Origin of the sequence: Streptomyces sp. NPDC004610, from assembly GCF_040609715.1 — a bacterium.
GTDB lineage: Bacteria > Actinomycetota > Actinomycetes > Streptomycetales > Streptomycetaceae > Streptomyces.
Map to the genome: position 1 here is coordinate 120,114 of NZ_JBEXLA010000021.1, position 26,051 is coordinate 146,164.

Here is a 26,051-nt window from a genome sequence, read left to right on the forward strand (position 1 = left end):
GGTCTCTCAGCCCCCCCGGCGTCCGAGGAGCGGGCCGGTCAGGGGGTCGGCGGAGCCGAGTGTTCCGTGCCGCCGCCCGGGGACGCGTCACCGCAGGGCCGGTGAGTCTCTCAGCTCCCCCGGCGTCCGAGGAGCGGGCCGGTCAGGGGGTCGGCGGCGCCGAGTGTTCCGTACCGCCGCCCGGGGACGCGTCACCTCCGTCCGACGCCAGCCACGTACCGACCCCCACCGCCGCCGCCAGCACCACCGCCCCCGCGCCCAGCGCGACCCGGCGCCGCCGCGTGGCGGCCCGGTTGCGCGCGGACCCCGGACGCGGCGCCCCTGGCGCCCTCGGCACCCGCGCCGTCCCGTGCGCGCCCCCGGCCAGCTCGTCCGGCGCCGGCACCCTCATCGACGTATGCGTGTCCCGGCTGGAGTCCGGCTGGGCGCCGCGCACCAGCGGCACCGCCCCGCGCCGCTCCCGCGCGACCGGCTCCGCGCCGGTGCCCCCGGCGTCCCGCTCCCTTGGCGCCGCGCCCTCCGCCTCGGCGTCCGTGTCGGGCTCGTCGACGTCCAGCGGCGGCAGCCCGGCCAGCGAGGGCAGCTGCTCCCGCAGCCGTACCGCCAGCTCCGAGGCGCGCAGCCGGGACGCCGGGGCCTTGGCCAGGCACTGGATGACCAGCTGCCACAGCTCCTCGGGGATCCCCGGCAGGGGAACGACCGTCTCCGTGACATGCCGGCGCAGCACCGCCCCCGGGTGCCCGCCCCCGAACGGGGTGAAGCCCGCCAGCAGCTCGTACAGGACGGTCGCCAGTGCGTAGATGTCGACGGCCGCGCGCGGGGGCAGGCCCTCGACGATCTCGGGGGCGAGATAGTCCGGCGTGCCGATGATCTTCGTGGCGCGGGTGCGCCGCGCGGTGTCGATCAGCTTGGCGACGCCGAAGTCGGTCAGCAGCGCGCGGTGCGAGCCGCCGGGGCCGAGCGGGCCCTGCATGTCCAGCAGCACGTTCTCAGGCTTGACGTCCCGGTGGACGACCCCGGCCGCGTGCGCCGCCGCGAGGCCCTCCGCCACGTCCGCGACGATCGTGACCGCCGCCTCGGGCGCGAGCCGGCGCTCCCGCTCCAGACGGGTGCGCAGATCGGTGCCACGGACCAGGTCCATGACGAGCGCGAGGTCGTTGCCGTCGACCACCAGGTCCCGTACCGAGACCACGTTCGGATGCTCCAGGCCGAGCAGGGCGGTGCGCTCCTGGACGAAGCGGGAGACCAACTCCTGGTCGGAGGCGAGATCCTCGCGCAGCATCTTGATGGCGACGGGCCCCTCGGGTCCCTCGCCCAGCCACACCGTGCCGGCGCTGCCCCGCCCCAGGATCTGGTTCGCGGTGTACCGGCTGCCGATCTTCCGTGCCAAGACTGCTCCTACAGACGCGTGTTGTCGCCAAAACTACGCGTCCGAGTGGCCAACCTTCACCGCGGAGGCGGAAATCACCCACCGGATGTCGACATAGCGACCGACTGGGGTGCGTACGGCGGCGGTCGGGTGGGGGTACGGCGATGATCCGGTGGGTGTTGCGGCGGCGGTCGGGTGGGGGTACGGCGGGGGTTACGGCGACGGTCCGGCGGGTGTGCGGCAGCGGCCCGGAGCGGGTGCGGCGGTGCTCGCCGGGCACGCTCTCCGGGTCCGCTGTTCAGGTGTTCAGGCCCGTTGTTCAGGCCCGCTCTCCGGGGCCGTTATTTCAGACCCGGTGTTCAGGCCGAGCCGCCTCCGCCCAGGTCGCCGATCCAGCCGGTGACCGTGCCGACCAGATCGCTGAGCTGCTCCCAGTAGCCCTTGCCGGTGCCGATCCAGTCCTGGAGCGGGCTCAGCTCCCAGATCAGCCAGCCGGCCACGAAGAGGATGACGACCGTGAAAAGACAGCCCTTGAGGCAGCCGAGCCCGGGGATCCGCATCGGGTTGGAGCTGCGCCGCGGCTCGCGCGGCTCGCGGGGCTCACGCTGGGGGCGGGTCTGCTGCGGCGGGGGCGGCGGGGCGTACCGCTGCGGCTGCTGGGGTTGCTGGGGCGGTTGCGGCTGCTGGGGCGCGTACTGCTGGGGCTGGTACTGCGGCTGGTACGGGGGCGGCTGCTGCGGCTGGCCGTACCCGGGGGGCGGGGCCTGCTGCTGCCGGGGCTGCGGGCGCTGGGGCGGCTGCGGCGGCTGCTGGGGGGCCGGCTGCCGCTGGGGGCGGCGGCGCAGCGGGTCCTGGCTGGGGTCCAGGTACTGGACCTGGGTCTGCTCGTTGCGGTCGCGGGCGGCCCGCAGCTGGTTCTGCCAGGGGTGCGGGTCGTCGCCCTGCGGCGGCTGTCCGGGCTGGTTCGGCGGCACCGGGGGCAGCACGGACGTCGGATCGGCCCCGCCCCGGCCGGGCCCGCCGGTGCTGGGCAGGACGGCGGTGGGGTCGGCGGCGCCCGAGGGGCCCCCGGTGTGCGGGAGCACGCTGGTCGCGGCGTGCGGGTCGTACGCGCCCGGCGCTCCGTGCGGGAGCACCTGGGTCGGGTCGGCGGCCCCGGGCGTGGGGGGCACGGTCGCCGGGGACGGGTCCGGGGCGAGCAGCGCGGCGACACCCTCGGCGGCGGAGATCTGCGCGGAGTTCGCGTGCACCCCGATGCCGTCGGCGACGACCCGCAGCCCGCGCGCGAGGTTCTCGGCGCTGGGCCGGTCGTCGGGGTTCTTGCGCAGGCAGCGCTCTATGACCGTCCACAGCGGTTCGGGGACGGTGGACGGGCGGCGCGGCTCGGCGCTCAGATGCTGGTGCAGCACTTCGAGCGCGGTGCCGCCGGAGAACGGCGGACGGCCGGTGACCAGCTCGTAGAGCAGGATCCCGGCGCCGTAGATGTCGACGGCGGAGGTCTGCGGGCGGCCCTCGGCGGACTCGGGGGCCACATACGCGGGCGTGCCCACGAATTCGTGGGTGCGGGTCAGACCGGGCGAGTCGGCCAGCCGGGCGATGCCGAAGTCGGTCAGCATCGGGTGCATCTGGCCCTGGTACTGCTTCAGCAGCACGTTCGCCGGCTTGAGATCGCGGTGGACGACACCGTCGGTGTGGCTGGCGGCGAGGGCGTCGGCGACCTGGGCGGTCATCAGGGACGCGGCCACCGGCGTCAGGGGGCCGTTCTCGCGCAGGTAGCGGTGCAGGTCGGGGCCGTCGACCAGGTCCATGACCAGGGCCAGCAGCTCGCCCTCGACCACCAGGTCACGCACCCGCACGATGTTCGGGTGGGTGAGCCGCAGCAGGACGGAACGCTCTCTGAGGAAGCGCATCACCACGTCCGGGTCGCCGGCCAGCTCCTCCTTGAGGACCTTGATGGCGACGGTCTCGCCGGGCTGACCGGGCACGGCCGCCTCGGCGCCGGCGGTCTCACGCTGGCGGGCGCGCCAGACGGTGCCTGTGGCGCCGCGTCCGAGCGGCTCCTCCAGGAGGTACTTGCTGCCTACCGGCCGCACGTCATGCGCTCCCTGTTGCTTGCCGGCCACCTGCTCGCCGCTTGCCTGCCTGGTCCGTACACCGCGCGGAGTGTGCTACGGGTGTTCCGCCCCACTGTAGTGCCGCCCCGCCGGTGGCCGGGCTGTCGTGGCGGTCGTCGCGTTGGTCGTCGCTGTCATTGCGTTGGTTGTCGCCCTGGTCATGGCCCTGGTCATCGCGTTGGCCGTCGCTGTGGTCGTTGCTGTGGTCGTCGCTTCCGTCGTGGCCGTGCCCGGTGGGCGGGGCCGTGGGACGCCCCACACCGGTGTTCGAGGGAAAGACGCTCCGGTCAGGGCGGTTGGTTGCCGGGCGAGGGCGTGACCGATCTCAAGTGGAGCGGGGGCGGCGAGGCGGGGCGGGGGCGGGGGCAGCCAGAGGTGAGGTGGGTGTCGAGCGGGGGTCGGGTTGAGGTGAGGCGGGCGTCGGGCGGAGGAGCAGGTGGAAGTGGGGCGGGCGTCGCGCGGAGGGGCGGGCGGAGGGTGATTCGATCGGGGATCGACCGGGAGTCGAGCAGGAATCGAGCAGAAACCGACCAGGAATCGATCTCAAACGGACCGACACCCGGTACCGGACAGGCACTTTTGCGGGCAGAGCCGACCAATCAAGATCACTTGACGGTGGGCGGCGGGCGCGTTGTCGGTGGCAGGTGCGAGGATGCCTGTCAGTACTGGCCGACGCGCTCGTGCGGTGGGGGGAAGTCCGCGGTGGGGGACCGCGGTTCGGCCCGTTCCCGGCGCGCGGGTGCCCGCGCAGAAGGGACCGCTGGCGCCGATGCAGATCCGGCTGACCGTCGTAGACCCGCTCGGCCCGCCCTCCGAGACCCGTGGCCGCACCGCGCGCTGCGACGTACTGGTCACGGCCCCGGCGGGGACGGCCCTGGCCGCGGTGGCCTCGGCCCTGGCGGCGGCGGTCGCGGGAGAGGCGGGCGCCGATCGCGGTCCGGTGGTGCTCTTCACGGGCGCGGAGCGGCTGGACGCCCAGCGCTGCACCCTGGGCGAACCCCCGCTGGTCGACGGCGCGGTGCTGTCGGTGGGCGCCCCGGCCGACCCCGAGCCCCATCCCGAGCTGGACGACGCCCCGGCCCGGCTGGACGTCATCGCGGGCCCGGACGCGGGCGGGGTCCATCTGCTGCACGGCGGGCAGGTCACCGTCGGCCGCTCCGCCGACGCCGATGTCCCCCTGGACGACCCGGACGTCTCCCGGCTGCACTGCGCGGTCACCCTGACCGCCGACGGCCGCGCCACGGTCGCCGACCTCGGTTCCACGAACGGCACGGCCCTGGACGGCCGCCGGGTGGGCCCCCGCGCGGTGCGGTTCGCGCCGGGCGCGCTGCTGCGGATCGGCGAGTCGGCGCTGCGGATCGCGCCGCCCGGGGGGCTGGGGGCGCGGATGCGTACGGAGCCGGACGGGGAGGGGTATGTGCGGGTGGCGCCGCCCGCGCCCGCGTCGACCGGCGTCCCTCCGGGGGTTCCTTCGGTGCCGGGTGCGGGCGAGGCCCGGGTGACGCATGCCACGGCCGGCTGGGACGCGCCGGGCGCCCAGGAGCACGCGCCCGTGGAGCCGCCGATCGTGCCGGGGCAGGGCGGGGCGCCGAGGGTGGAGAGTCGGCCGGGTGGGTTCGCCGGGGGCCCCGGGGGTCCCGGGGAATCTTCAGGTCATGCCCACTCGGGCGGGTTCGGTGCCAGGCACGACGGGGGTTACGGGGCCGGAGGGCCGGGTGGGCCCGGCGGGGCGCGTCGGCGGGACCCCGGCGGTGTTCCCGGCCCCCGTGCGCGCGAGGGCGACACACACGGCGCCGGGCTCGGAACCGGCCCCCAGGGCACCGCGCCGGGCGGCGCCGGACCCTCCGCGCGCAAGGACACCCCGCTGCGCGGCACCGACGCCCCCGCCCCCGGCCCCCGTAAGCGGGGCCTCTCCGCGTGGGCCCGGCGGCTGGCCGGAGGCCGGGGCGAACCGGAGCCGGGCGGGGGCACGCCCTACGACGACGAGGCCCCCTACGCGCGCGAGACGGTTCCCGAGGCCGCGGCGGCGGACGGCCCGAGCGCCGTCCCGCTGCCGGACACCTGGCCGGATCCGGCCGCGCTGCTGCTGACCGCGCTGGGCCCCGGTCCCCGGCTGTGGGAGCGCTCGCCGGGCCACCCGGAGGCGCTGACGGTCCGGCTGGGCACGGCCGACCGTCCGGCGCCGGACGGCTCCGGGCTGCTGCCCGCCGTACCGGTGACCGCCGATCTGCGGGAGGCGGGCGCGCTGGGCCTGGCCGGGCCGCGCCCCCGGCTGGCGGGGCTGGCCCGCGCGGTGCTGGCCCAGCTCGCCGCGCTGCACTCGCCGGACGGGCTGGAGATCGTCCTGATCAGCGCGGACCGTGCGCGGCCGGTGCGGGAGCGGACCGCCGAGTGGTCCTGGCTCGGCTGGCTCCCCCAGGTCCGCCCACGCCACGGCCAGGACTGCCGACTGCTCCTCGCCTACGACCGCGAACAGGCGGCGGCCCGCGTGGACGAGCTGCTGCGGGGCATGGAGGAACGACTCGCCGACGGCACGGTCCGCTACGACCTCCCCGCGCGCGGGGGCAGCGGGGCGCACCGGCCCTCCTGGGCGGCGGCCAACGCGGACGGCGAGGCGGGCGGCGACGCGGGCGGGGCGGCTGTCCCGGGCCCGTACACGGTGGTCGTGGTGGACGGCGATCCGGGCGGTTCCGGGCTGCGGGACGCGCTGGCGCGGCTGTGCGCGGAGGGCCCCCGGGCCGGGATCCATGTGCTGTGCCTGGCGGAGACGGCGGCGGCCACCGGGTCGGCGCCTGCGGCGGAGATGTTCGAGGCGGCGTGCGCGGCGGTCCCGGTGTTCCGGGAGTGCGGGGCGGTGGCGCTGCTGGGCGGGGATGTGGCAACGGCGCTGCGGCTGCTGCGGGTGGCGTCGGAAGGGCCGGGGCGCGGGCCGCTGGGGCAGGGGACGTCCGCCGCTGTGGACGCGGTGTCCCCGGCCTGGGCGGAGCGGTTCGCGCGGGCGCTGGCGCCGCTGCGTCCGGAGGGCTCGGGCGGCGAGCGGCACGCGCGGGTGTCGGCCCCGTTGCCGCAGGCGGCCCGGCTGCTGGACGAGTTGGGGCTGGCGCGGGCCACCCCGGCGTCGCTGATGGCCCGTTGGGCGGACGCGGCGGACGACCGGCAGGCGGTCGGTGGGCGGGCCTGGGCGGTCCTGGGCGCGGGCGCGCGCGGGCCGGTCGGCGTGGACCTGGTGGCCGAGGGCCCGCATCTGCTGATCGAGGGGCCGTCCGGCAGCGGCCGTACGGAGCTGCTGCGGGCGGTGGTGGCCTCGCTCGCGGCGGCCGAGCGCCCCGACCGGCTGGGCATGATCCTGATAGACGGGCGGGACGGCGTGGGGACGGGCGGGGGCCCGGCGGACGGGCTGCGGGTCTGTACCGAGCTGCCCCATGTGACGACCCATCTGACGGTCAACGACCCGGTGCGGATGCGGGAGTTCGCCCAGTCCCTGTCGGCGGAGCTGAAGCGGCGGGCGGAGCTGGTGGGCCGTACGGACTTCACGGGCTGGCACGCGGGACAGGCGGCCCAGGCGGGGCACACCGGATACGCGGGGCAGGGGATGCCGGGCCGTATCGTGCCGCAACGGATGCCCCAGGGGGCGGACCGGGGCGACACGGGGCCGGGGGGCCGGGGCGGGGGGCCCATGTCGTCGTCCGCGTCGGCATCCTCTTCGGCATCCTCTTCGGCGTCGGCATCCGCATCCGCGTCCGGGGACATAGACACCCCGCCCAGCTCGACCCTGCGGCTGCGGCCCGCGGCGGCGCGCCGACGGGCGGAGGCGCCGCCGCCGCTGCCCCGGCTGGTGGTCGTGGTGGACGATCTGGACGCGCTGGTCTCCCCCGCCCTCGGGTCGCCGGGCCGTCCGGCGGCGGGGTCGGTGATGCGGGCGCTGGAGGCGGTCGCGCGCGAGGGCGAGCGGCTGGGCGTGCACCTGGTGTCGGCGGCGCATCCGGGGGGCCGTACGGCGGAGACGGAGCCGGTGCGGCGGGCGGCGCTGCGGGTGGAGCTGGAGGCGCCGCTGGAGGGCCCGGAGGAGCCCGCGCCGGGCCGGGGACGGCTGCTGGGCGGCGACAGCCGCGGTACGGCGTTCCAGGGCGGCCGGGTGACGGGCCGCATCCCGCGGACGGCGACGCTGCGGCCGACGGTCGTGCCGGTGGAGTGGGAGCGCGCGGGCGACCCGCCGACCCGGCGCCCGGTCCGGGAGCTGGGCAACGGGCCCACCGATCTGGCCTTGCTGGCCAGCGCGTTGGAGCGGGCGGCGCGGGAGGTGTCGGCGCCGGAGGTGCCGTCGCTGCTGTAGCCCCCGGCGGACGGCCCGTGCCCGTGTGCCTTCCGCCCTTGTCCGTTCCCCCGCCCGCCGGGCATCGCCAGGCCCGATCGCGGTGTTCCTGCTGCTTCTGGTGATCCCGATGATGTGGTTCAACATCCGGCGGCTGCGGCGGGAGGGCCGGCGATGAACGTTCGGACGAGCAAGACGCCCCCCGTGGAACCGGCCGGGGCCGCCGGGTCGGCCGAGCCGTCGGGGCGGGACCGGCCGTCGTCGGGGTCGCGGATCGTGGGGCGGCTGAGCGGGGGCGCGGCCCGGGTGTTCCTGATCGTTGTCGGACTGTTCTGACTGGTACCGACGTTCGGGCTGTTGCTGTCCTCACTGCGCTCCTCGCAGGACGCGGAACTGTTCGGTGGGATCGGTCTGTTCGGCGCGATCGGTCTGTTCGGTTCGATCATGGGCGTGATCGTTTTCCATGTCGGTCTCGGACTGCCCTTCGCGGTGTTCCTCCTGCGGAACTTCTTCGCCGAGATCCCCAAGGAACTGCAGGAGGCGGCGCGGCTGGACGGGGCGGGTGAACTCCGGCTGTTCGCCACGGTCGTGATGCCGCTCGGCGGGCCGACGATCGCCGGCCTGGGGATCTTCCGGTTCCTGTGGGTGTGGAACGACATGCTCGTCGCGCTGGTCTTCACGGACGCGGACAGCCAGCCGATCACGGTCGCGCTCCAGACCCGGGTACGGCAGTTCGGCAACAACATCGATGTACTGGCACCGGGCGCGTTCATCTCGATGGCGATCCCCCTGGCGGTGTTCCTCGCGTTCCAGCGGCAGTTCGCGTCGGGGGTGATGGCGGGGGCGGTGAAGTGACCCAGGTGACGAGACCGAGGCGACGTGGCCGGGCCGAAGTGGCCGCGGTGACGTGGCCGGGATGAAGTGACCGGAGCGGGGCGGCCGGGATGAAGTGACCGGAGTGGGGCAGCGGGGGTGGAGCGGCTGCGGTGAAGTGGCCTTTTCCGGAGGGACGTTGGGGCGCACCGACAGCGGCGCGCCCTTGTCCCCCGATTGCCGTACACCGCGTAACCCCCGCGCTCCAGGGGCCGTTGCCGGGCAGAACGCCCGTGACGACCCTTGGATGCCCCCTTGCCCAGGTTCACTGTCATCGTCCCCGCGTACCAGGTTCAGGCGTATCTGCACGAGTGCCTGGAGTCGGTGCTCTCCCAGTCGTACAGCGATATCGAGGTGATCGGGGTCGACGACGGTTCGCCGGACGCCTGCGGCGCGATCCTCGACGACTTCGCGGCCCGCGACCCGCGCGTGAGGACCGTACGGCTGCCCGAGCACACCGGTCGCGCGCGTGCCGCCGCGCTGGAGCGGGCGACCGGTGACTATCTGCTCTTCCTCGACGGCACCGACACCCTCACCCCGCACGCGCTGCGCACGATCGCCGACCGGCTCAAGGAGACCGGTGAGCCGGACCTCCTGGTCCACGGGCGCGTCCGCCTGGACAGGACGGGCACCCCGGTGCCGGAGCCGGGCCCGCCGGAGCTGGCCGAGCACGGCCCGGCGCCGTTCGCCCCCACCGACCGCCCCGGGCTGCTCGCCACCCCGGCCTGGAGCCGGGCGTACCGCCGCGAGTTCCTCGACGAGCGCGCCGCGCACCTCCCCGCCGATCAGCCGTACGTCTGGTCGTACGGCACGCTGCTCGCCGCCGAGCAACTCGCCACTCTCGATCAGGTCTGCGTCCACGAACGACGGCCTCACCACACGGCATCGCCCGGCGGAACGAACATCTTCGATCAATACGATCGCGTCTTCGCCCTGCTCGAACAGCGCCCCGGACTCGCCGCCACCTGGCACCCGGTGCTGTACCGCCGCATGCTCGATCACCTCGCGGCGCGGTCCGCCCGGCTGCCGCGCCGCGCCCACGCCGCCTTCCTGCGCCGCGCCCGTGACTGCTGCCGCCGCCACCGCGCCCCCGGCGTCCGCCACGCCGTACGGCACACCCCGCTGCGTCTCGGGATGCACCGCACCCTGCGCGCGCTGCGCCTGATCACCACCGGCGCCCGCCGCACCGCACACCTCACCGCCCGGCTGTCCCGCGCCCTGCGCACCGGTGCCCTGCGGCTGCACTACGGCCTCCAGCGGCGGCTGCCGCTGCGCGAGGACCGGGCGGTGTTCACGGCTCGGGCGGGCCACGGCAGCGGTCCAGGGGTGCTGGAGGCGGCGTTCCGCGCGCTGGCCCCGCACCTGCGCACCGCCTGGATCGCCCGCCCGGAGCATCAGCACACCGTGCCGCCGGGCCCGCGCCGGCTCGCCCCGGACACGGCCGCCTACTGGAGCGCGCTGGCCCGCTCGAAGTATCTGATCACCGATACCGATCTCGACCACTGTTTCATCAAACGATCAGCCCAGATCGTGGTGCAGACCGGCCAGGGAACCCCGCTCGGGCATCTGGGCCTGGACCTGCTGGACCGCCCGGCGGCGGCGCGCGGCACCGACTTCGGCCGACTGCTCCGCGCGGTCGACCAGTGGGACTACGTCCTGTCCGGGAACCGCCATGCCACGCTCACCTTCGAGCGAGTCTTCCCCGGCCGCTACCGGACCCTGGAGTACGGGTGCCCCGGCAACGACGTCTTCCAGCGGGCGACCCCGGCGGACGTGACGCGGCTGCGCGAGTCGCTCGGCGTCCCCGCGGGCACGGTGGCCCTGCTGTACGTGCCTGCCCACCGCGACTACCGCCGCACCCAGTCCGCCCTCCTCGACCTGGAACGCGTCCTGCGCCGTCTCGGCCCGCGCTTCGTGCTCCTGGCCCGTACCGCGCACACCGGCCTCGGCGACCGGCTCCCCGATCGGTTGATCGATGTCGGTGATCATCCGGACATCCGCTCCCTGTGTCTGGCCTCCGACGCACTGATCACCGACTACGCGCCCCTGATGTTCGACTACGCCGGGCTCGACCGACCGATCGTGCTGCACATGGACGACCGGGCCGCCTACGAAGCGGCCCGGGGCACCTATGTCGATCTGCGCGCCTTCCCGCCGGGCGCCCTCGCACGCGACGAGGACGAACTGATCGACATCTTCGCGTCCGGTCACTGGTGCGGCTCCCGCTCGGCCCAGGTGCGGGCGGCGTTCCGTGAACGTTTCTGCCCCCATGACGACGGACGTGCCGCCGAACGGGTCGTCCGCCACCTGGTGCTGGGGCAGACGGGCGAGACGGCGGGGTGGCCGGTGGTGGTGCCGACGCAGGAGCGGCATCCTGTGCCCGCGGCGGCCTCGCTGACCCGGCCCCCGCAGGCCACCGTGGACCGGCCCGCGGGCACCCGCGCGGACCCGGCGAGCGACGACCGCCCCTGAGACCGGCGGACGGCCTCGCCCTCGCCCCTGTCGTCATCCATGCCTTGCCCTCCGGGAGCACCGTATGAGCACCCCGACGCCCCCCGTCCTGCCCGCCGCGCCCTGGGAGCGTGCATGAGCACCTCGCGGCCCACGCCGAGCCGGCCGTCCACCTGGCGGCCCGCCGGTCGCCCCGGGCGGCGCCGCGCGGACCCGCCGGGCGGCCCGGACACCGGTACGCGCGCGGGCGGCGGTCCCGGCAAACGGGTTCGTCCGTTGCGGTGACAGGAGGTCAGGGGATCGGGTCCGGCGGGAAGGTACGGCCAGTGCCCCAGCCTCCGTCGCTCCCGATCCCCCCGGCCGCCCGGTGAACGCCCCCGTCCTGGCCGAGCGTTCCGTAGGGGGCTCTAGCGCCCTGCGTGGGGGACGTCCCTGGCGCCCGACGCCGTACCTGGTCTTCGGGCTGCTGTGCTGGCTGGTGGTGTCGCTGGCGTACTGGCGGGTCCCGCTGTGCTGTGACGCCGGGCTGGACGCGGCAGTCGTCGAACGCCTCGCGGCGGATCTCACACACCCACGCCATCCCGTGGCCGCGCTGCCGGGCGACGGCAGCCCCGCCCACACCCCGTACACCGTCGTGCAGGGCGCCCTCGCGCGGGTGACCGGCCTGGGCGGCTGGGAGGCGGTACGGCTGGCCGGGCCGGTCAATCTGGCGGTGCTGCTGACCGGCGTCGGCCGCTTCGTCCGGATGCTGACGCCCCGCCCCTGGGCACCGGTCCTGGCGCTCGCCGCGCTGACACTGCTATGGGGCACCGAGGCGGGGCCGACCGGCGTGTCGCTCGCCCTGCTGCCGCTCACCGCCGGTCTGGGGGACCCCTCGGTGTGCGCGCTCGGACTGACGCTGTGGGCGTGGGCGCTGACCGGCACCCGCGCGCGGGACACGGGCAGGGTGCGCTTCGTCGGCCCCAGCGGTCTGCCGAGCCCTCTCGGGTACGCGGCCCTGGGCGTCCTGTACGGGCTGATCGCGCTAATCGACCCGCTGGTGGGCGTCGGTGCGGGGGCGGGGGCGGTCGCTCTGATCGGGTGCGGTCGCCTCCGTGCCCTCCCGCGCTGGGGCTGGGCCGCGGCCACCATGGCGGCGGTGCTGTGGACCTGGCCGTACTACGACGTGTTCACCGCCGGGTTCGCTCACGCGACCGGTGATCGTTCTGTCCTGTCGCCCTCGACGGGGTCCCTGGGCGGTGCCTGCTGGGCCGCGCTGCTCGCGGGGATCCCGGCCCTGTGGCTCCGGGCCCGGCGCGGCTCCTGGCGCGACCCACTGCTGCTGATGGCGCTACCGGGGCTCACGGTGGTGGCGTACGGGCTGCTGGGCGCCGGTTCGGTCGATGGGGCGCTGCTCGCGCTGGCCCTGGTGCCACCGCAGTGCGCGCTCGCGGTGGAACTGGCCGCGCCACGCCCCTGGCCGGCCTGGCGGCGCGGGCTGGGAGCGGTGGCGGCGGGCGGGGCGTGCGCGGGGCTGCTCGGTGTGCAGGGCGCGGCGGTACTGCCGGGATCGTTCGATCGGACCGGTTCCGATCGTTCAGCAAGCGGAATGTCGTACGCGTGGGCGGCGCAGCACATCGAGCGGGGTGACGTGGTGCTCGCCGAGGGCCGGGACACCGTGCACGGGCTGGCCGGGTACGGGGTGAACACGGTCGCCCCGGTCGTTCCCGACCCCGCCCTGGACGAGTCCGCGCGGAACGATCGGCTGGCGGCTGTCCGTACGTACCTCTCCCCCGGCTCCACCGCCGCCGAGCGCGCCGCCGTCGTCCGGCGATATCACGTCCGCTGGATCCTGCTCACCCGCCGACGAACACTGCCGACGGGCGCGGTGGTGGTGACGTGGAGCGAACGGACGGGGGAGGTGCTGGCGCGGGTGGGGTGAGGGGAGGGCGGGGTGGTGGCGAGGTGGAGTGCAGCGCAGTGCAGTGGAGCGAGGTGGAGTGATGGGCGGGTGGGTTTCGATCACGGCGTTTGATCGTTCCGCGCGGGTCCGTTCGATCCGTACAGACCCGCGCGGAACGATCAATCGCTCCCTCGCCCTTCCCTCCTGTTCCCCTCCTGATCGGCTGTTCGTTCCGTGATCGGGTGTTCGTTCAGCAGGCGAACCGCACCCCGATCGGTTACTCGATGACCAGCTCGACCGGGATGTTGCCGCGGGTGGCGTTGGAGTAGGGGCAGACCTGGTGGGCGGTCTCGACGAGCTTGCGGCCGGTGGCCTCGTCCACGGAGTCGGGGAGTTCGATGCGCAGGGTCACCTTGAGCGCGAAGCCCTCGCCCTGCTTGCCGATGCCGACCTCCGCGGTGACGGCGGCCTCACTGACATCGACCTTGGCCTGGCGGCCCACCACACCGAGCGCGCTGCCGAAACAGGCGGCGTAGCCAGCGGCGAACAGCTGCTCGGGGTTGGTGCCCTCGCCGCTGCCGCCCAGCTCGACGGGCGGGGCCAGCTTGACGTCGACCTTGCCGTCGGAGCTGACGGCGCGGCCCTCGCGGCCGTGGGTGGCGGTGGCTACGGCGGTGTAGAGCGCGTCCATGGGTGAACCATCCCTCTCGGAGTCCGCACGGTGTCTGTGCGAAGTGCGAATGCGGTGTCGCTTCGGCGTTCGGCGACCGTTTCCGGCCCCCGACAGGAACAAGTGAAGCATGCAATTCAATTGCTCGCAACTAAGTGACGGGCGAGAGGTATGCTGGGTGCATGACTCCGACTCGCACCCCCGCCACGCCACCGGCCACCGCGCCCCCCGCCCACAGCCCGGACCAGGACCTGCTGCTCCTGGACCGCCAGATCTGCTTCTCCCTGCACGCCGCCTCGCGCGCGTTCAACGGCCTCTACCGCGTGATCCTCAAGGATCTCGGACTGACCTACCCCCAGTACCTGGTGCTGCTGGTCCTCTGGGAGCACGGCGAACTCCCCGTCAAACAGCTCGGCGAACATCTGCGCCTCGACTCCGGCACACTCTCGCCCCTGCTCAAGCGGCTGGAGGCGGCAGGTCTGGTCCGCCGCGAGCGCAGCACCCAGGACGAGCGCTCGGTCGAGATCCGACTGACCGACGAGGGCCGCGCCCTGCGCGAACGCGCGCTGGACGTCCCCCGCCGGATCGCCACGGCCACCGGCTGCGACATCGACGAGATCCGCGACCTCAAAGCGAGGATCGACGACTTGACGTCCCGCCTGGACGCGGCACTGACGGACTGACCCCCGGACCACGAACCACCGACCGCGAACCACGGATCACGGACCACGCCCTTCGGCGTCCGCCATCGCACACCCTGCGCCTCCGCCCCGCCACCTCGCCCAGTCACCCCTCCGCCCCGCACCCCCCGCCCGCTGTCCCCAATCCCCACCCGACCCCCGTCCCGTCCCGTTCCGTCCCCCGCCCGTCGCCTTCACGCCACGCCCCCGGCGCGCTGCGGTCCGCAGCCTGCTTGACTGTGGACGGGACCGACCGACGAGGGGACTGGCGGCAGATGACCTGGCTGATCACCGGAGGCGCCGGCTACATCGGGGCGCACGTGGTGCGCGCGCTGACCGCGGCGGGCGAGCGCGCGGTGGTGTACGACGACCTGTCCACCGGGATCGCCGAGCGCGTACCGGACGGGGTCCCGCTGGAGGTCGGTACGGTCGTGGACGGGGTGCGGCTGAGCAAGGTGCTCGCGGGGCACGGGATCACCGGTGTGATCCATCTGGCAGCGAAGAAGCAGGTCGGCGAGTCGGTCGACATGCCGCTGCACTACTACCGGGAGAACGTCGAGGGGCTGCGCGTTCTGCTGGAGGCGGTCACCGCGGCCGGGATCACCTCCTTCGTGTTCTCCTCCTCGGCGGCCGTCTACGGGATGCCGGACGTCGATCTAGTCACCGAGGAGACGCCCTGCGCGCCGCTGTCCCCGTACGGCGAGACCAAGCTCGCGGGCGAGTGGCTGGTCCGGGCGACCGGCCGGGCGACGGGCCTGGCGACCGCGTCCCTGCGCTACTTCAACGTGGCAGGCGCGGCCCGCCCCGAACTCGCCGACATCGGCGTCTTCAACCTCATCCCCATGGTCTTCGAGAAGCTCACCGAGGACGCTCCCCCGCGGATCTTCGGCGACGACTACCCGACTCCCGACGGTACCTGTGTGCGGGACTACATCCATGTGGTCGACCTGGCCGACGCGCATGTGGTCGCCGCCCGCGCGCTGACCGCCTCCCCCGGACGCGATCTCACGCTCAACATCGGTCGCGGCGAGGGCGTTTCGGTCCGCGAGATGATCGACCGCATCAATGCGATCACCGGACACCACCGCGCCCCCACGGTCACCCCGCGCCGCCCCGGCGACCCGGCCCGCGTGGTCGCCTCCGCCGACCGCATCACCGGCGAACTCGGCTGGAAGGCCAAGCACGACGTCCACGACATGATCGCCTCGGCCTGGGACGGATGGCTGCGCCGCTTCCCGTCGGCGGCCCGGAACTGATCAGGCGCATGGTCGGAACGATCAATCGATCAAACGCTCACCCGGTGCGCACCCGCTACAACGCCTTGAGCGCCCCCGCCGTGGCCCGAGCCAGCGCCCCCAGATAGTCCTTCGGCAGCCGATCGCTCCGGATCACCACCGACCGCCAGTACAGCGGCCCGGAGATCAGATCGAGCGCGACCTCCTTGTCGCATCCGGCCCGCACCTCCCCCCGCTCCGCCGCCGCCGCGACGATCGTGCTGGCCACGCCCTCCTGGCCGTCCCGCAGCGCCTTCTGCATCGCCTCCGCGATCTCGGGATTGCGCGCGGCCTCCGCCTGGAGGTCGGGAATGATCTGGGACGCGATCGGATGGCGCAGCGCACGGGACATGACCTCGTACAGCAGGCGAAGATCGCCTTCCAGGGAGCCGGTGTCCGGCGCGGGCAGGCCCTGCACGGCGAGCGCGGAGACGATGTCCAGCACCAGGTGCAGTTTGGACCGCCAGCGCCGGTACACCGCCATCTTGCCGACCCCCGCCCGCCGCGCGATGCCCTCGATGGACATCCGCGCGTAGCCGACGGCGGCGAGCTCCGCGAACACCGCGGCCCTGATCGCCTCCGTCACATCCTCACGCAGCACCGCCGCCCCCGCCGGGGCCCGTCGGCGCGGGCGGGCGGGGGGCCGCGCAGGGGGCCCGGAGGGCGGTCCGTCGGCGTCGCTGCTCATGCCGACCAGCATAGGCCGTCACGACGATACGGTTGCGTTCCGTCGTCGATTGGGCCTACGCTCGCGTTACGACGATACGGTCCCGTCCCGACGTAAGAGGGCGTGAAGAGACGCGTAAGACGTCAAGAAGAGCGCGTCGAGGAACCTCACGAACAAAGCTCAGAAACAAAGCTCACGAACCAAGCGCACAAATCAAAGCTCACGAACGAACAGCAGGGACGCGCAGCCAGACGCACACGGACGTCCACGCACACGTCCACGTACACGTCCGCATAGGCGTCCGGGACCGGAGCCGTCGCCCACCCCACACCACACCCTCCCCCCTCAGCCCACTCCCCTCCCCCACCCCCGCCCCGCCCCGGCCTTCCCCACCCCGCACCCCTCCCCCTCCGAGCGAAAGCAGCGGATGTGAGCCAGGTACTCGACACACCGCCCCCGGCGACACCGGCCGCCACCGCCGCCGTCAGTGCCACCCCCGCAGAAGCCGACCGCGCCGCCACCGAAGGCGACCTCGCGGCGCTCGCCGTACGCCATGGCCTCACCGTCAGCGGCGCCCGCCCGACCCTCCCCGAGTACCTCCGCGGACTGTGGGCCCGGCGTCACTTCATCGGGGCCTTCTCCACGGCCAAGCTCACCGCGCAGTACAGCCAGGCGAAGCTCGGCCAGGTCTGGCAGGTCATGACACCGCTGCTCAACGCCGCGGTGTACTACTTCGTCTTCGGCGTGCTGCTCCAGACCAAGAAGGGTGTGCCGGACTACATCCCCTTCCTGGTCACCGGCGTGTTCATCTGGACGTTCACACAGAGTTCGATCCTCGCGGGCACCCGGGCGATCTCCGGCAACCTCGGCCTCGTCCGCGCACTGCACTTCCCGCGGGCGGCGCTGCCGATCTCGTTCTGTCTCCAGCAGCTTCAGCAGTTGCTGTTCTCGATGGCCGCGCTGGTGGTGATCCTGCTGGCCTTCGGGGTGCCGCCGGCCATGTCCTGGGTGCTGGCGATCCCGGCGCTGGTGCTCCAGTTCACCTTCAACGCCGGGATCTCGATGATCATGGCCCGGGTCGGGGCCAGGACCCCGGACATCGCCCAGCTGATGCCGTTCGTGCTCCGTACCTGGATGTATGTGTCCGGGGTGATGTGGAGCATCGATCATCTGGTCTCCGCGCACGGCGGCCTGCCGTCCTGGATCGGCACCGCGCTCCAGGCCAACCCCGCCGCCATCTATATCGATCTGATGCGCTTCGCCCTCATCGACAGCTTCCACGCGAGCCAGTTGCCCCCGCATGTCTGGGCCATCGCGACGGGCTGGGCGCTGCTCGCCGGAGTCGGCGGCTTCATCTACTTCTGGAAGGCTGAGGAGACCTACGGCCGTGGCTGAACACGCTGAACACACCAACACCCCCACAAGCGCCGACACCGACACCACCACCCCCGGCGCCCCCGGCACTCCCGGCATCCCCACCGTCGTCGCCGACACCGTCGACATCGTCTACCGGGTCAACGGCACCGGCGCGGGCCGCGGTTCGGCGACCGCCGCCCTCAACCGGATACTGCGCCGCAAGAAGACCGAGAAGGCGTCCGGCGTACGGACCGTGCACGCGGTGCGCGGGGTCTCCTTCGTCGCCCACCGGGGCGAGGCCATCGGCCTGATCGGAACGAACGGTTCCGGCAAGTCCACGCTGCTCAAGGCGGTCGCCGGACTGCTCCCCGTCGAGAGCGGCCGTATCTACACCAACGGCCAGCCCTCCCTGCTCGGCGTCTCCGCCGCCCTGATGAACGATCTCACCGGCGAGCGCAATGTCCACCTCGGCGGCCTCGCCATGGGCATGTCCCGCGAACAGATCAAGGAACGCTACGAGGAGATCGTCGACTTCTCCGGAATCAACGAGAAGGGCGACTTCATCACCCTGCCGATGCGGACGTACTCCTCCGGTATGGCCGCCCGGCTGCGGTTCTCCATCGCCGCCGCCAAGGACCACGACGTCCTGCTCATCGACGAGGCCCTCGCGACCGGCGACCGCTCCTTCCAGAAGCGCTCCGAGGCCCGGATCCGCGAACTGCGCAAGCACGCCGGCACGGTGTTCCTGGTCAGCCACAACAACCGGTCCATCCGCGACACCTGCGAACGCGTGCTGTGGCTGGAGCGCGGCGAACTACGCCTGGACGGCCCGACGGCCGAGGTGTTGAAGGAGTACGAGGCATTCACCGGCGACAAGACACCACCCGCGAAGCCAAAACCAAAGCCGAAGCCTCAAACGACCCCGGACCCGACCCTGGCCCAGGCCCAGGCCCCGACCCCGACCCCGACCCCGACCCCGACCCCCGCAGCGAAGGCCGAGCCCACGCCATCTGAAGCCGCCGCCAGCCCCAAAGACCCCACGGCCCCTAACGACCGCAGGGACCCCAAGGACCCCACGGCCCCCAAGATCCCCCAGCCCTCCTGACCCGAGCCACACACCCACACACCCCCACCCCTAACACCCCCCCGCATACCCACACGCCCCACACCCGCCCCACCCCCACCCCCACCCCCGCACACGACAACGCCCCGAGCCACCACCCGGCCCGGGGCGCCATCACAGCCGTACCTACACGCACCCCCTACGAATGCGTCCGCAACAGCGTCCGCATCGTGCGCATCGCCACCGACAGATTCGCCAGGTCGAACGTGTCGGACGACTGGATCTCCTCCAGCGTCGTCCGCGCCCGCCCCAGGATCGCCAGATTCTTCTGCTCCCAGAGCTCGAACCGCTGCTCCGGCGTCGAGGAGCCGTTGCCGACCGCGAGAACATCCGCGGTGACGGCCGCGTGCGCCGCGTAGAGGTCCTCGCGGATCGCGGCGCGGGCCATGGACTGCCAGCGGTCCGCGCGGGGCAGTTCGATGATCCGGTCCATGAGGCTGGTGATGCGGAGCCGGTCGGCGAGGTCGTAGTACACCTCGGCGACGGCCAGCGGGTCCTTGCCCATGCGGTCGGCGACGGACACGATGTCCAGCGCCGGGAACGCGGAGGAGAACCCGGCGACCCGGGTGGCGAGTTCGCCGGGGACGCCGGCGCCGGTCAGCTCGTCGTAGATCTGCTGCCACCACTCCAGGTCCGCGCCGCGCATCAGCTTGGGCAGCTGCTGCCAGACCTGCTCGACCCGCTCGGCGAAGAACTCGACCGTCTCGGCCAGCTCCAGCGGCTGCGGCCGGTTGTTGAGCAGCCAGCGGGTGCCGCGCTCGACGAGGCGGCGCGAGTGCAGCCGGATACGGGTCTGGACATCGGCGGCGACCTTGTTGTCGAGTTCCTCCACCGCGTCCCACACCGGGGCCGAGCGGAAGATGGCGCGCGCGGCGGTCTGCGCCCGCACGATCTCCTCCAGGGAGGCGCCGGTCTCCTCGCGCAGCCGGTGCAGATAGGTCGTACCGCCGGTGTTGACCGTGTCGTTGACCAGCACGGTCGTGGTGATCTCGCGGCGCAGCGGGTGGCTGTCGATGTGCTCGGGGAACTTCTCGCGCAGCGCGGACGGGAAGTAGGTGTAGAGCAGACCGGTCAGATACGGGTCGTCGGGCAGCGAGGTGTGCAGCAGCTCCTCGGCGACCGTGATCTTGGTGTACGCCAGCAGTACGGCGGTCTCCGGGCTGGTCAGACCCTGTCCGGCGGTGAGGCGCTCTCGGATCTGGCGGTCGGTCGGCAGGAACTCCAGCGCCCGGTCGAGATGGCCCTCGCGCACCAGATGGCGGATGAACCGCTGCTGGGCGTTGAGCATGTCCTTGGACTGGGCGAGGGCGTTGGCGATGGCGGTGTTCTGCGCGTAGTTGTTGCGCAGCACCAGTCGGCCGACCTCGTCGGTCATCTGGGCGAGCAGCTTGTTGCGCTGCTTGACGGTCATGTCGCCGTCGGTGACCAGGCCGTTGAGCAGGATCTTGATGTTCACCTCGTGGTCGGAGGTGTCCACGCCCGCGCTGTTGTCGATGGCATCGGTGTTGATCTTGCCGCCGCTGCGGGCGAACTCGATCCGGCCGAGCTGGGTCAGGCCCAGGTTGCCGCCCTCGCCGACCACCTTGACCCGCAGTTGCTCGCCGTCGACCCGGATGGCGTCGTTGGCCTTGTCGCCGGCGTCCGCGTTGGACTCGGTGGATGCCTTGACGTACGTACCGATGCCGCCGTTCCACAGCAGGTCGACCGGGGCCTGGAGGATGGCGCGCATCAGATCGGCCGGGGTGACCTTGACGATCTTCTCCTCGATGCCGAGGGCCTCGCGGATGTGCGCGTTGATCGGGATGGCCTTGGCGGAGCGGGGGAAGATGCCGCCGCCGGGCGAGAGCAGCTCGGTGTTGTAGTCCGCCCAGCTGGAGCGCGGCAGCTCGAACAGGCGGCGGCGCTCGGCGTAGGAGGTCTCGGCGTCGGGGCGCGGGTCGATGAAGATGTGCCGGTGGTCGAAGGCGGCGACCAGGCGGATGTGCTCGCTGAGCAGCATGCCGTTGCCGAACACGTCACCGGACATGTCGCCGATGCCGACGACGGTGAAGTCCTCGCTCTGGGTGTCGAGGTCCAGCTCGCGGAAGTGCCGCTTGACGGACTCCCAGGCGCCGCGGGCGGTGATGCCCATGCCCTTGTGGTCGTAGCCGGCGCTGCCGCCGGAGGCGAAGGCGTCCCCGAGCCAGAAGTTGTAGCTTCCGGCGACCTCGTTGGCGATGTCGGAGAAGGTGGCGGTGCCCTTGTCGGCGGCGACCACCAGGTAGGTGTCGTCCTCGTCGTGCCGGACGACGTCGGCGGGCGGGACGACCTCGCCGGCGACCATGTTGTCGGTGATGTCGAGGAGCGCCGAGATGAAGGTCTTGTAGCTGGCGACGCCCTCGGCCAGCCAGGCGTCCCGGTCCACGGACGGGTCGGGCAGCTGCTTGGCGACGAAGCCGCCCTTGGCGCCGACCGGCACGATGACCGTGTTCTTCACCATCTGCGCCTTGACCAGGCCGAGGATCTCGGTACGGAAGTCCTCGCGCCGGTCCGACCAGCGCAGCCCGCCGCGCGCGACCTTGCCGAACCGCAGATGCACGCCCTCGACGCGCGGCGAGTACACCCAGATCTCGTACGCCGGGCGGGGCTCGGGCAGATCGGGGATGGCCTGCGGGTCGAGCTTCATGGAGACGTAGTCGTGCGGGAGGCCGCCGATGGCCTCCTGGAAGAAGTTGGTGCGCAGGGTGGCCTTGATGACGGTGAGGAAGGCCCGCAGGATGCGGTCCTCGTCCAGGCTGGCGACCTGGTCGAGCGCCGCGTCCAGCTCCTCCAGCAGGGCGTCCACGATCTCGTGCCCGGCGCGCTGGCGGTCCGGCGACATCCGCGCCTCGAACAGGGAGACGAGCAGCCGGGTGGTGTGGACATTGTTGCGGAGGGTGTCCTCCATGTAGTCCTGGCTGAAGGTCGACCCGGCCTGCCGCAGATACTTGGCGTACGCCCGCAGCACCATCGCCTGACGCCAGCTCAGCCCGGCGCTCAGCACCAGCGCGTTGAAGCCGTCGTTCTCGGCCTTGCCGGTCCAGGTCGCGGAGAACGCCTCCTGGATCCGCTCGCGGGCGTCGTCACCGAGGAAGTCACCGCTCTTGCGCTTGGGCAGCCGCAGCCCGAAGTCGTAGATCCAGGCGACGGAGCGGTCGGAGCAGCGCAGCTCGTAGGGCCGTTCGTCGACGACCTCGACACCGAGGCGGTTGAGCACGGGCAGCACCGCGGACAGCGAGATCGCGTCGCCCTTGCGGTAGATCTTGAAGCGGCGCTCCTCGGGGGCGGCGCCCACCGGCTCGTACAGGCTGAGCGCGAAGTTGCGGTCCTCGGTGAGCCGCTCGACGTTCACCAGGTCGGCGACCGCCGCGCGCGGGGTGTGGTCGGCCTTGTAGCCCTCGGGGATGGAGTTGCCGTACTTGCGCAGCAGCTCGGCGGCGCGCTCCTCGCCGACCTCGGCGTTCAGCGCCTCGGTGAAGCTGTCCGCCCAGGAGCGGGCGGCCTCCACCAGCCGGACCTCGATCCGCTCGCGGTCGCTGTAGGACAGCTCCGGCAGCTCGGTGCCCTGCGGAACCCGGACCACGAAGTGCAGCCGGGACAGGATCGACTCGGTGTTCCAGGCGGTGAAGTCGACGCTGGTGCCGTTGAGCTCCTCCTTGAGGATGTCGATGATCCGCAGCCGGACGCCGGTGGTGTAGCGGTCGCGCGGGAGGTAGACGAGGGCCGAGTAGTAGCGCCCGTACTCGTCCTGGCGCAGGTAGAGCCGCAGCCGGCGGCGCTCCTGGAGGTAGAGCACGGACGTCACGATGGACTGGAGCTCGTCCACCGGGGTCTGGAACAGCTCGTCGCGCGGGTAGGTCTCCATGATCTGGAGCAGATCGCGCCCGTCGTGGCTGTTGGGCGAGAACCCGGCGCGCTTGAGGACCTCCTCGACCTTGCGCCGGATGACCGGCACCCGGCGCACGGACTCGGTGTACGCGGCGGACGAGAACAGCCCGAGGAACCGGCGCTCGCCGACGACATTGCCGTCCCGGTCGAACTTCTTGACGCCGATGTAGTCGAGGTAGGACGGCCGGTGGACGGTGGCCCGGCTGTTGGCCTTGGTGAGCACGAGCAGCCGGTGCTCCCGGGCCTTGGCGCGGGCGTCGGCGGGCAGCCGCTCGAAGGACGGGCTGACCGGGTGCGCCTCGTCGGCGGCGTGGTGCGGGTCGGCGCGCAGGATGCCGAGGCCGGTGCCGGGGACGGCGGCCAGCGAGTCGTCCTCGCGCAGCTGATACTCGCGGTAGCCGAGGAAGGTGAAGTGGTCGGCGGCGAGCCAGCGCAGCAGCTCGCGGGCCTCCTCGGTCTCGTCCGTGCTGAGGTCGGCGGGGGCGGGCTCGGCGGGCAGCCCCTCGGCGAGCCGCACGGCGGCGTCGCGCATCTTGCCCCAGTCCTCGACGGCCTCGCGGACATCGGAGAGCACCCGCAGCAGATCCGTGGTGATCTGCTTGAGGTCGGCGCGGTCGGTCTCCCGGTCGGTCTCCACATGGATCCACGACTCGATGTGCGCGTCATGGGGGAGATCACCGGCGGGCGGGCCGGTCAGCACCTCGATCAGCTTGCCGGTGACATCGCGCCGCACCACGATCTGCGGGTGGATCACGACATGGATGCCGCGGCCCTGCCGGGTCAGCTCATTGGTGACCGAGTCGACGAGGAAGGGCATGTCGTCGGTGACGACCTCGACGACCGAGTGGCTGCACGTCCACCCGTTCTCCTCGACGGTCGGGGTGTGGACCCGCACACTGGCCGTACCCTGCGGACGGTTTTCGGCCAGTCGGCAGTGTGAGTAGGCGGCGCCGAAGATGTCGACCGGGTCGCGGTCGGCGAGATCCTCCGGTGCGGTGTGCAAGTAGTAGCGCTGGAGGAACGCGAGCACGGAGTCCCGGTCAGGGGTGCCTTTGTCCGTCGTCCCAGTCGGTAGGTGCCCCCCGACCGGGCTGTTCTCAGCTACCCGGGCGGCCCGATCGAGCAGCTCGGCCTTGGCTTCGTCCAGCTTGGTCTGCATTGTCCTCTGGCTCCTGTCGCGCGCCGTTGCGTGACGTAGAAGGAAAAACGGTCTCTTCCCTTGCGGCGTCACGCCGAGACGCGGGGTGTCCGGTCTGCTCCGACGCTATGCCGAGAGGGGAGAGGGACGCGGGGATATCAGCCATTCCCGATGCGTCTGAGGGGTGTGACGCTGCTCTCGCCCGCGCCGCACTCCGTGCTGTGCCGCGGGTTCGGTCCCGCTCGGCACGGGGCGCTCCGGTGCGCCCGGGAGGACCAGCGACCGCCGCCCGGCCACGGATGTCGTCCGTGCGGCTCGGGCGCAGAGCGGAGGCACGAGGGCCCCCGCGAACTATCGCGCTGATCACGCCACCCAGGCTATCGCTCCTCGCCGGCCCCCCGTCATGAGCTGTATGTGTACAAAAGCACACCCAGAACTTTGACGTTCTGCACAGATGTGGAGTACCGGCTGCGGGTGAGCGTGGCCGCACTACGGCAACTGGCGTAGATGGGGTGATCGGGACGCGGGGTGGATCTTGGCTTGATGGGCGTAGGAGGGTTGGGTCGACGAGGCGACGGGGGTCGTCTCCGGCGCTGCCCGCACCCTCACCGCCGTCTCCGCCGCGGCCCTCGCCCTCACCACCGCCGCCCCTGCCCGGAAATCGGCGCGTCCCCTTGGCAAGGCCCCCGGCACACGGCACGTTCTCGGCAGGACCGCAGGACCAACCCCAGAGGAGCCCTTATGTCCCCCGTGTCCCCTCCCAAGATCCTCATCCTCACCGGCGACGCCGCCGAGTCGCTCGAAGTCCTCTACCCCTACCAGCGTCTCCTCGAAGAGGGCTACGAGGTCCATATCGCCGCCCCGACCCGCAAGAAGCTCCAGTTCGTCGTCCATGACTTCGAACCCGGCTTCGACACCTACACCGAGAAGCCCGGCTACACCTGGCCCGCCGATCTGGCCTTCTCCGAGGTGGACCCCGGTCAGTACGCCGCCGTCGTCATCCCCGGCGGGCGTGCCCCGGAGTATCTGCGCAACGATCCCGAGCTGCGCAAGATCCTCAAGTCGTTCTTCGACGCCGACAAGCCCGTCGCCCAGATCTGCCACGGCCCTCTGCTGACCGCCGCGATCGAGGGGCTGCGCGGACGCCGGGTGACCGCCTATCCGGCGCTGGAGATCGACATGCAGTCGGCCGGCGCCACCTTCCAGGACACCGAGGCGGTCGTCGACGGCACGCTCGTCTCCTCCCGCGCCTGGCCGGACCACCCGGCCTGGATGCGCGAGTTCCTGAAGGTGCTGCGGGCGGCGGCGCCGACGGGCTGACCCGACGACCGGAACGGGCGCCGACCACCGGCCGGGACCGGCGCCCGACACGGACCGTGAGCCACGGGCTCGGGCCCGGGTTCGGGCTCCGGCCGCGGGCCACCGGCCATCACCGGCCGCCGCCCCCGCCTTCTCCCACCACCCAGCCCTCCGCCACCCTGCCCCTGCCCCTGGACCTACACCACCGCGATCCGCCCGGCCTCCGCGACCGCCTCCGCCAGCGTGTCCACCACCGGCGCGCCCGTCTCCTCCAGGCTGGCCCGGCTGTGCGACCCCCCGGTGTAGAGCACGGCCCGCGCTCCCACGTGCTGTGCCGCCACCGCGTCGTCGGCGGCGTCCCCGATCACCACCGTGCGCCCCGGCTCCACACCGCCGAGCGCGGCGAGATGCCGCACCATGTGCTCCGCCTTGCTGCCCCCGGACGGCCCGGTCCGTCCGTCCACTCTTATGAAGTGCCCCTCGATCCCGAAGCCGCGCACCAGCGGCACCAGTTCGGTGTGCCCGTACATGCTCAGGATCGACTGGCTGCGCCCCTCGGAGGCCCATCCCACCAGCAGATCCCCCACACCCTCGGTCAGTCCGCAGGCGACCCGGTGCTCGGTGTAGTGGCGGTGGAAGGTGTCGTCCATGACCGACCACTCGGCCTCGGTCGGCAGCCGCCCGAGCAGCCGCTCGTAGAACTTCGGCACCGGCACGCAGTACAGCGCCCGGTACTGCTCCATCGTGATCGGGTCCAGGCCCAGCTCGGCGAAGGCCGCGTTCGTCGCCCCGATGATCGCGTCATTGTCGTGGAACAGCGTGCCGTTCCAGTCCCAGACGATGTGTGCCCCTGTCTGCATCCCCATGCCAGAAAAAGTACCGCCCGCCACTGACAATCAGGAGAACCCCAGGTCAACGGCACCTTCAGCAGCCATCG

General features: G+C 72.7%; 16 protein-coding genes. 10 read left to right on the forward strand and 6 right to left on the reverse strand.

Annotation, left to right across the window (positions count from 1 at the left end; translation table 11 throughout):
* Positions 1-142: 142 nt before the first annotated feature.
* Positions 143-1,390 carry a serine/threonine-protein kinase gene (locus tag ABZX40_RS23480; RefSeq protein ID WP_355738443.1) on the reverse strand — a complete coding sequence of 416 codons (1,248 nt, stop codon included), beginning with the start codon at positions 1,388-1,390 and terminating at the stop codon, positions 143-145.
* 338 nt (positions 1,391-1,728) lie between these two features.
* Positions 1,729-3,462, reverse strand: a complete 1,734-nt coding sequence (locus tag ABZX40_RS23485) for a protein kinase (RefSeq protein WP_355738440.1) — start codon at positions 3,460-3,462, stop codon at positions 1,729-1,731.
* 790 nt (positions 3,463-4,252) lie between these two features.
* Here ABZX40_RS23485 and ABZX40_RS23490 point away from each other — a divergent pair.
* The 5 genes from ABZX40_RS23490 (at position 4,253) to ABZX40_RS23510 (ending at position 13,040) form a co-directional block, all read left to right on the forward strand.
* Positions 4,253-7,816 (forward strand): FHA domain-containing protein, encoded by a 3,564-nt coding sequence (locus tag ABZX40_RS23490; RefSeq protein WP_355738837.1) that lies wholly within the window; start codon positions 4,253-4,255, stop codon positions 7,814-7,816.
* Between the two features lie 153 nt (positions 7,817-7,969).
* A complete protein-coding gene (locus ABZX40_RS23495) occupies positions 7,970-8,131 on the forward strand; it encodes a hypothetical protein (RefSeq protein WP_355738437.1) in 162 nt (53 codons plus the stop codon).
* Positions 8,132-8,650 (forward strand): carbohydrate ABC transporter permease, encoded by a 519-nt coding sequence (locus ABZX40_RS23500; RefSeq protein WP_355738834.1) that lies wholly within the window; start codon positions 8,132-8,134, stop codon positions 8,648-8,650.
* A gap of 273 nt (positions 8,651-8,923) precedes the next feature.
* Entirely contained in the window at positions 8,924-11,140 is a 2,217-nt protein-coding gene (locus ABZX40_RS23505; RefSeq protein WP_355738434.1) for a bifunctional glycosyltransferase family 2 protein/CDP-glycerol:glycerophosphate glycerophosphotransferase, read from the forward strand.
* Between the two features lie 346 nt (positions 11,141-11,486).
* Positions 11,487-13,040 carry a hypothetical protein gene (locus tag ABZX40_RS23510; RefSeq protein ID WP_355738431.1) on the forward strand — a complete coding sequence of 518 codons (1,554 nt, stop codon included), beginning with the start codon at positions 11,487-11,489 and terminating at the stop codon, positions 13,038-13,040.
* Positions 13,041-13,278: 238 nt separating this feature from the next.
* On the opposite strand, the gene ABZX40_RS23515 is transcribed toward ABZX40_RS23510, so the two are convergent.
* Positions 13,279-13,692: an organic hydroperoxide resistance protein gene (locus tag ABZX40_RS23515; RefSeq protein WP_355738428.1), complete on the reverse strand. Its 414-nt coding sequence runs from the start codon at positions 13,690-13,692 to the stop codon at positions 13,279-13,281.
* 161 nt (positions 13,693-13,853) lie between these two features.
* Between ABZX40_RS23515 and ABZX40_RS23520 the strand changes: the two genes are divergently transcribed.
* Together ABZX40_RS23520 and galE are read left to right on the forward strand one after the other, a co-directional pair.
* On the forward strand, positions 13,854-14,354 hold the full coding sequence (locus ABZX40_RS23520; protein WP_355738425.1) for a MarR family transcriptional regulator: 501 nt from the start codon (positions 13,854-13,856) through the stop codon (positions 14,352-14,354).
* Between the two features lie 272 nt (positions 14,355-14,626).
* Complete coding sequence (galE, locus tag ABZX40_RS23525) at positions 14,627-15,607, forward strand: UDP-glucose 4-epimerase GalE (protein ID WP_355738422.1); 981 nt, start codon at positions 14,627-14,629, stop codon at positions 15,605-15,607.
* A gap of 55 nt (positions 15,608-15,662) precedes the next feature.
* On the opposite strand, the gene ABZX40_RS23530 is transcribed toward galE, so the two are convergent.
* Positions 15,663-16,313 (reverse strand): TetR/AcrR family transcriptional regulator, encoded by a 651-nt coding sequence (locus ABZX40_RS23530; protein ID WP_355738420.1) that lies wholly within the window; start codon positions 16,311-16,313, stop codon positions 15,663-15,665.
* Positions 16,314-16,721: 408 nt separating this feature from the next.
* On the opposite strand from ABZX40_RS23530, the gene ABZX40_RS23535 reads away from it, so the two are divergent.
* On the forward strand, positions 16,722-17,687 hold the full coding sequence (locus ABZX40_RS23535) for an ABC transporter permease (protein ID WP_355738417.1): 966 nt from the start codon (positions 16,722-16,724) through the stop codon (positions 17,685-17,687).
* A gap of 76 nt (positions 17,688-17,763) precedes the next feature.
* Complete coding sequence (locus tag ABZX40_RS23540) at positions 17,764-18,753, forward strand: ABC transporter ATP-binding protein (RefSeq protein WP_355738831.1); 990 nt, start codon at positions 17,764-17,766, stop codon at positions 18,751-18,753.
* 157 nt (positions 18,754-18,910) lie between these two features.
* On the opposite strand, the gene ABZX40_RS23545 is transcribed toward ABZX40_RS23540, so the two are convergent.
* Positions 18,911-23,836 (reverse strand): NAD-glutamate dehydrogenase, encoded by a 4,926-nt coding sequence (locus ABZX40_RS23545; RefSeq protein WP_355738414.1) that lies wholly within the window; start codon positions 23,834-23,836, stop codon positions 18,911-18,913.
* A 720-nt stretch (positions 23,837-24,556) separates the two neighbouring features.
* Here ABZX40_RS23545 and ABZX40_RS23550 point away from each other — a divergent pair.
* Positions 24,557-25,135 (forward strand): DJ-1/PfpI family protein, encoded by a 579-nt coding sequence (locus tag ABZX40_RS23550; RefSeq protein ID WP_355738411.1) that lies wholly within the window; start codon positions 24,557-24,559, stop codon positions 25,133-25,135.
* A gap of 176 nt (positions 25,136-25,311) precedes the next feature.
* Here ABZX40_RS23550 and ABZX40_RS23555 read toward each other — a convergent pair whose 3' ends face one another.
* A complete protein-coding gene (locus tag ABZX40_RS23555) occupies positions 25,312-25,980 on the reverse strand; it encodes an HAD hydrolase-like protein (protein ID WP_355738408.1) in 669 nt (222 codons plus the stop codon).
* Positions 25,981-26,051 lie beyond the last annotated feature (71 nt).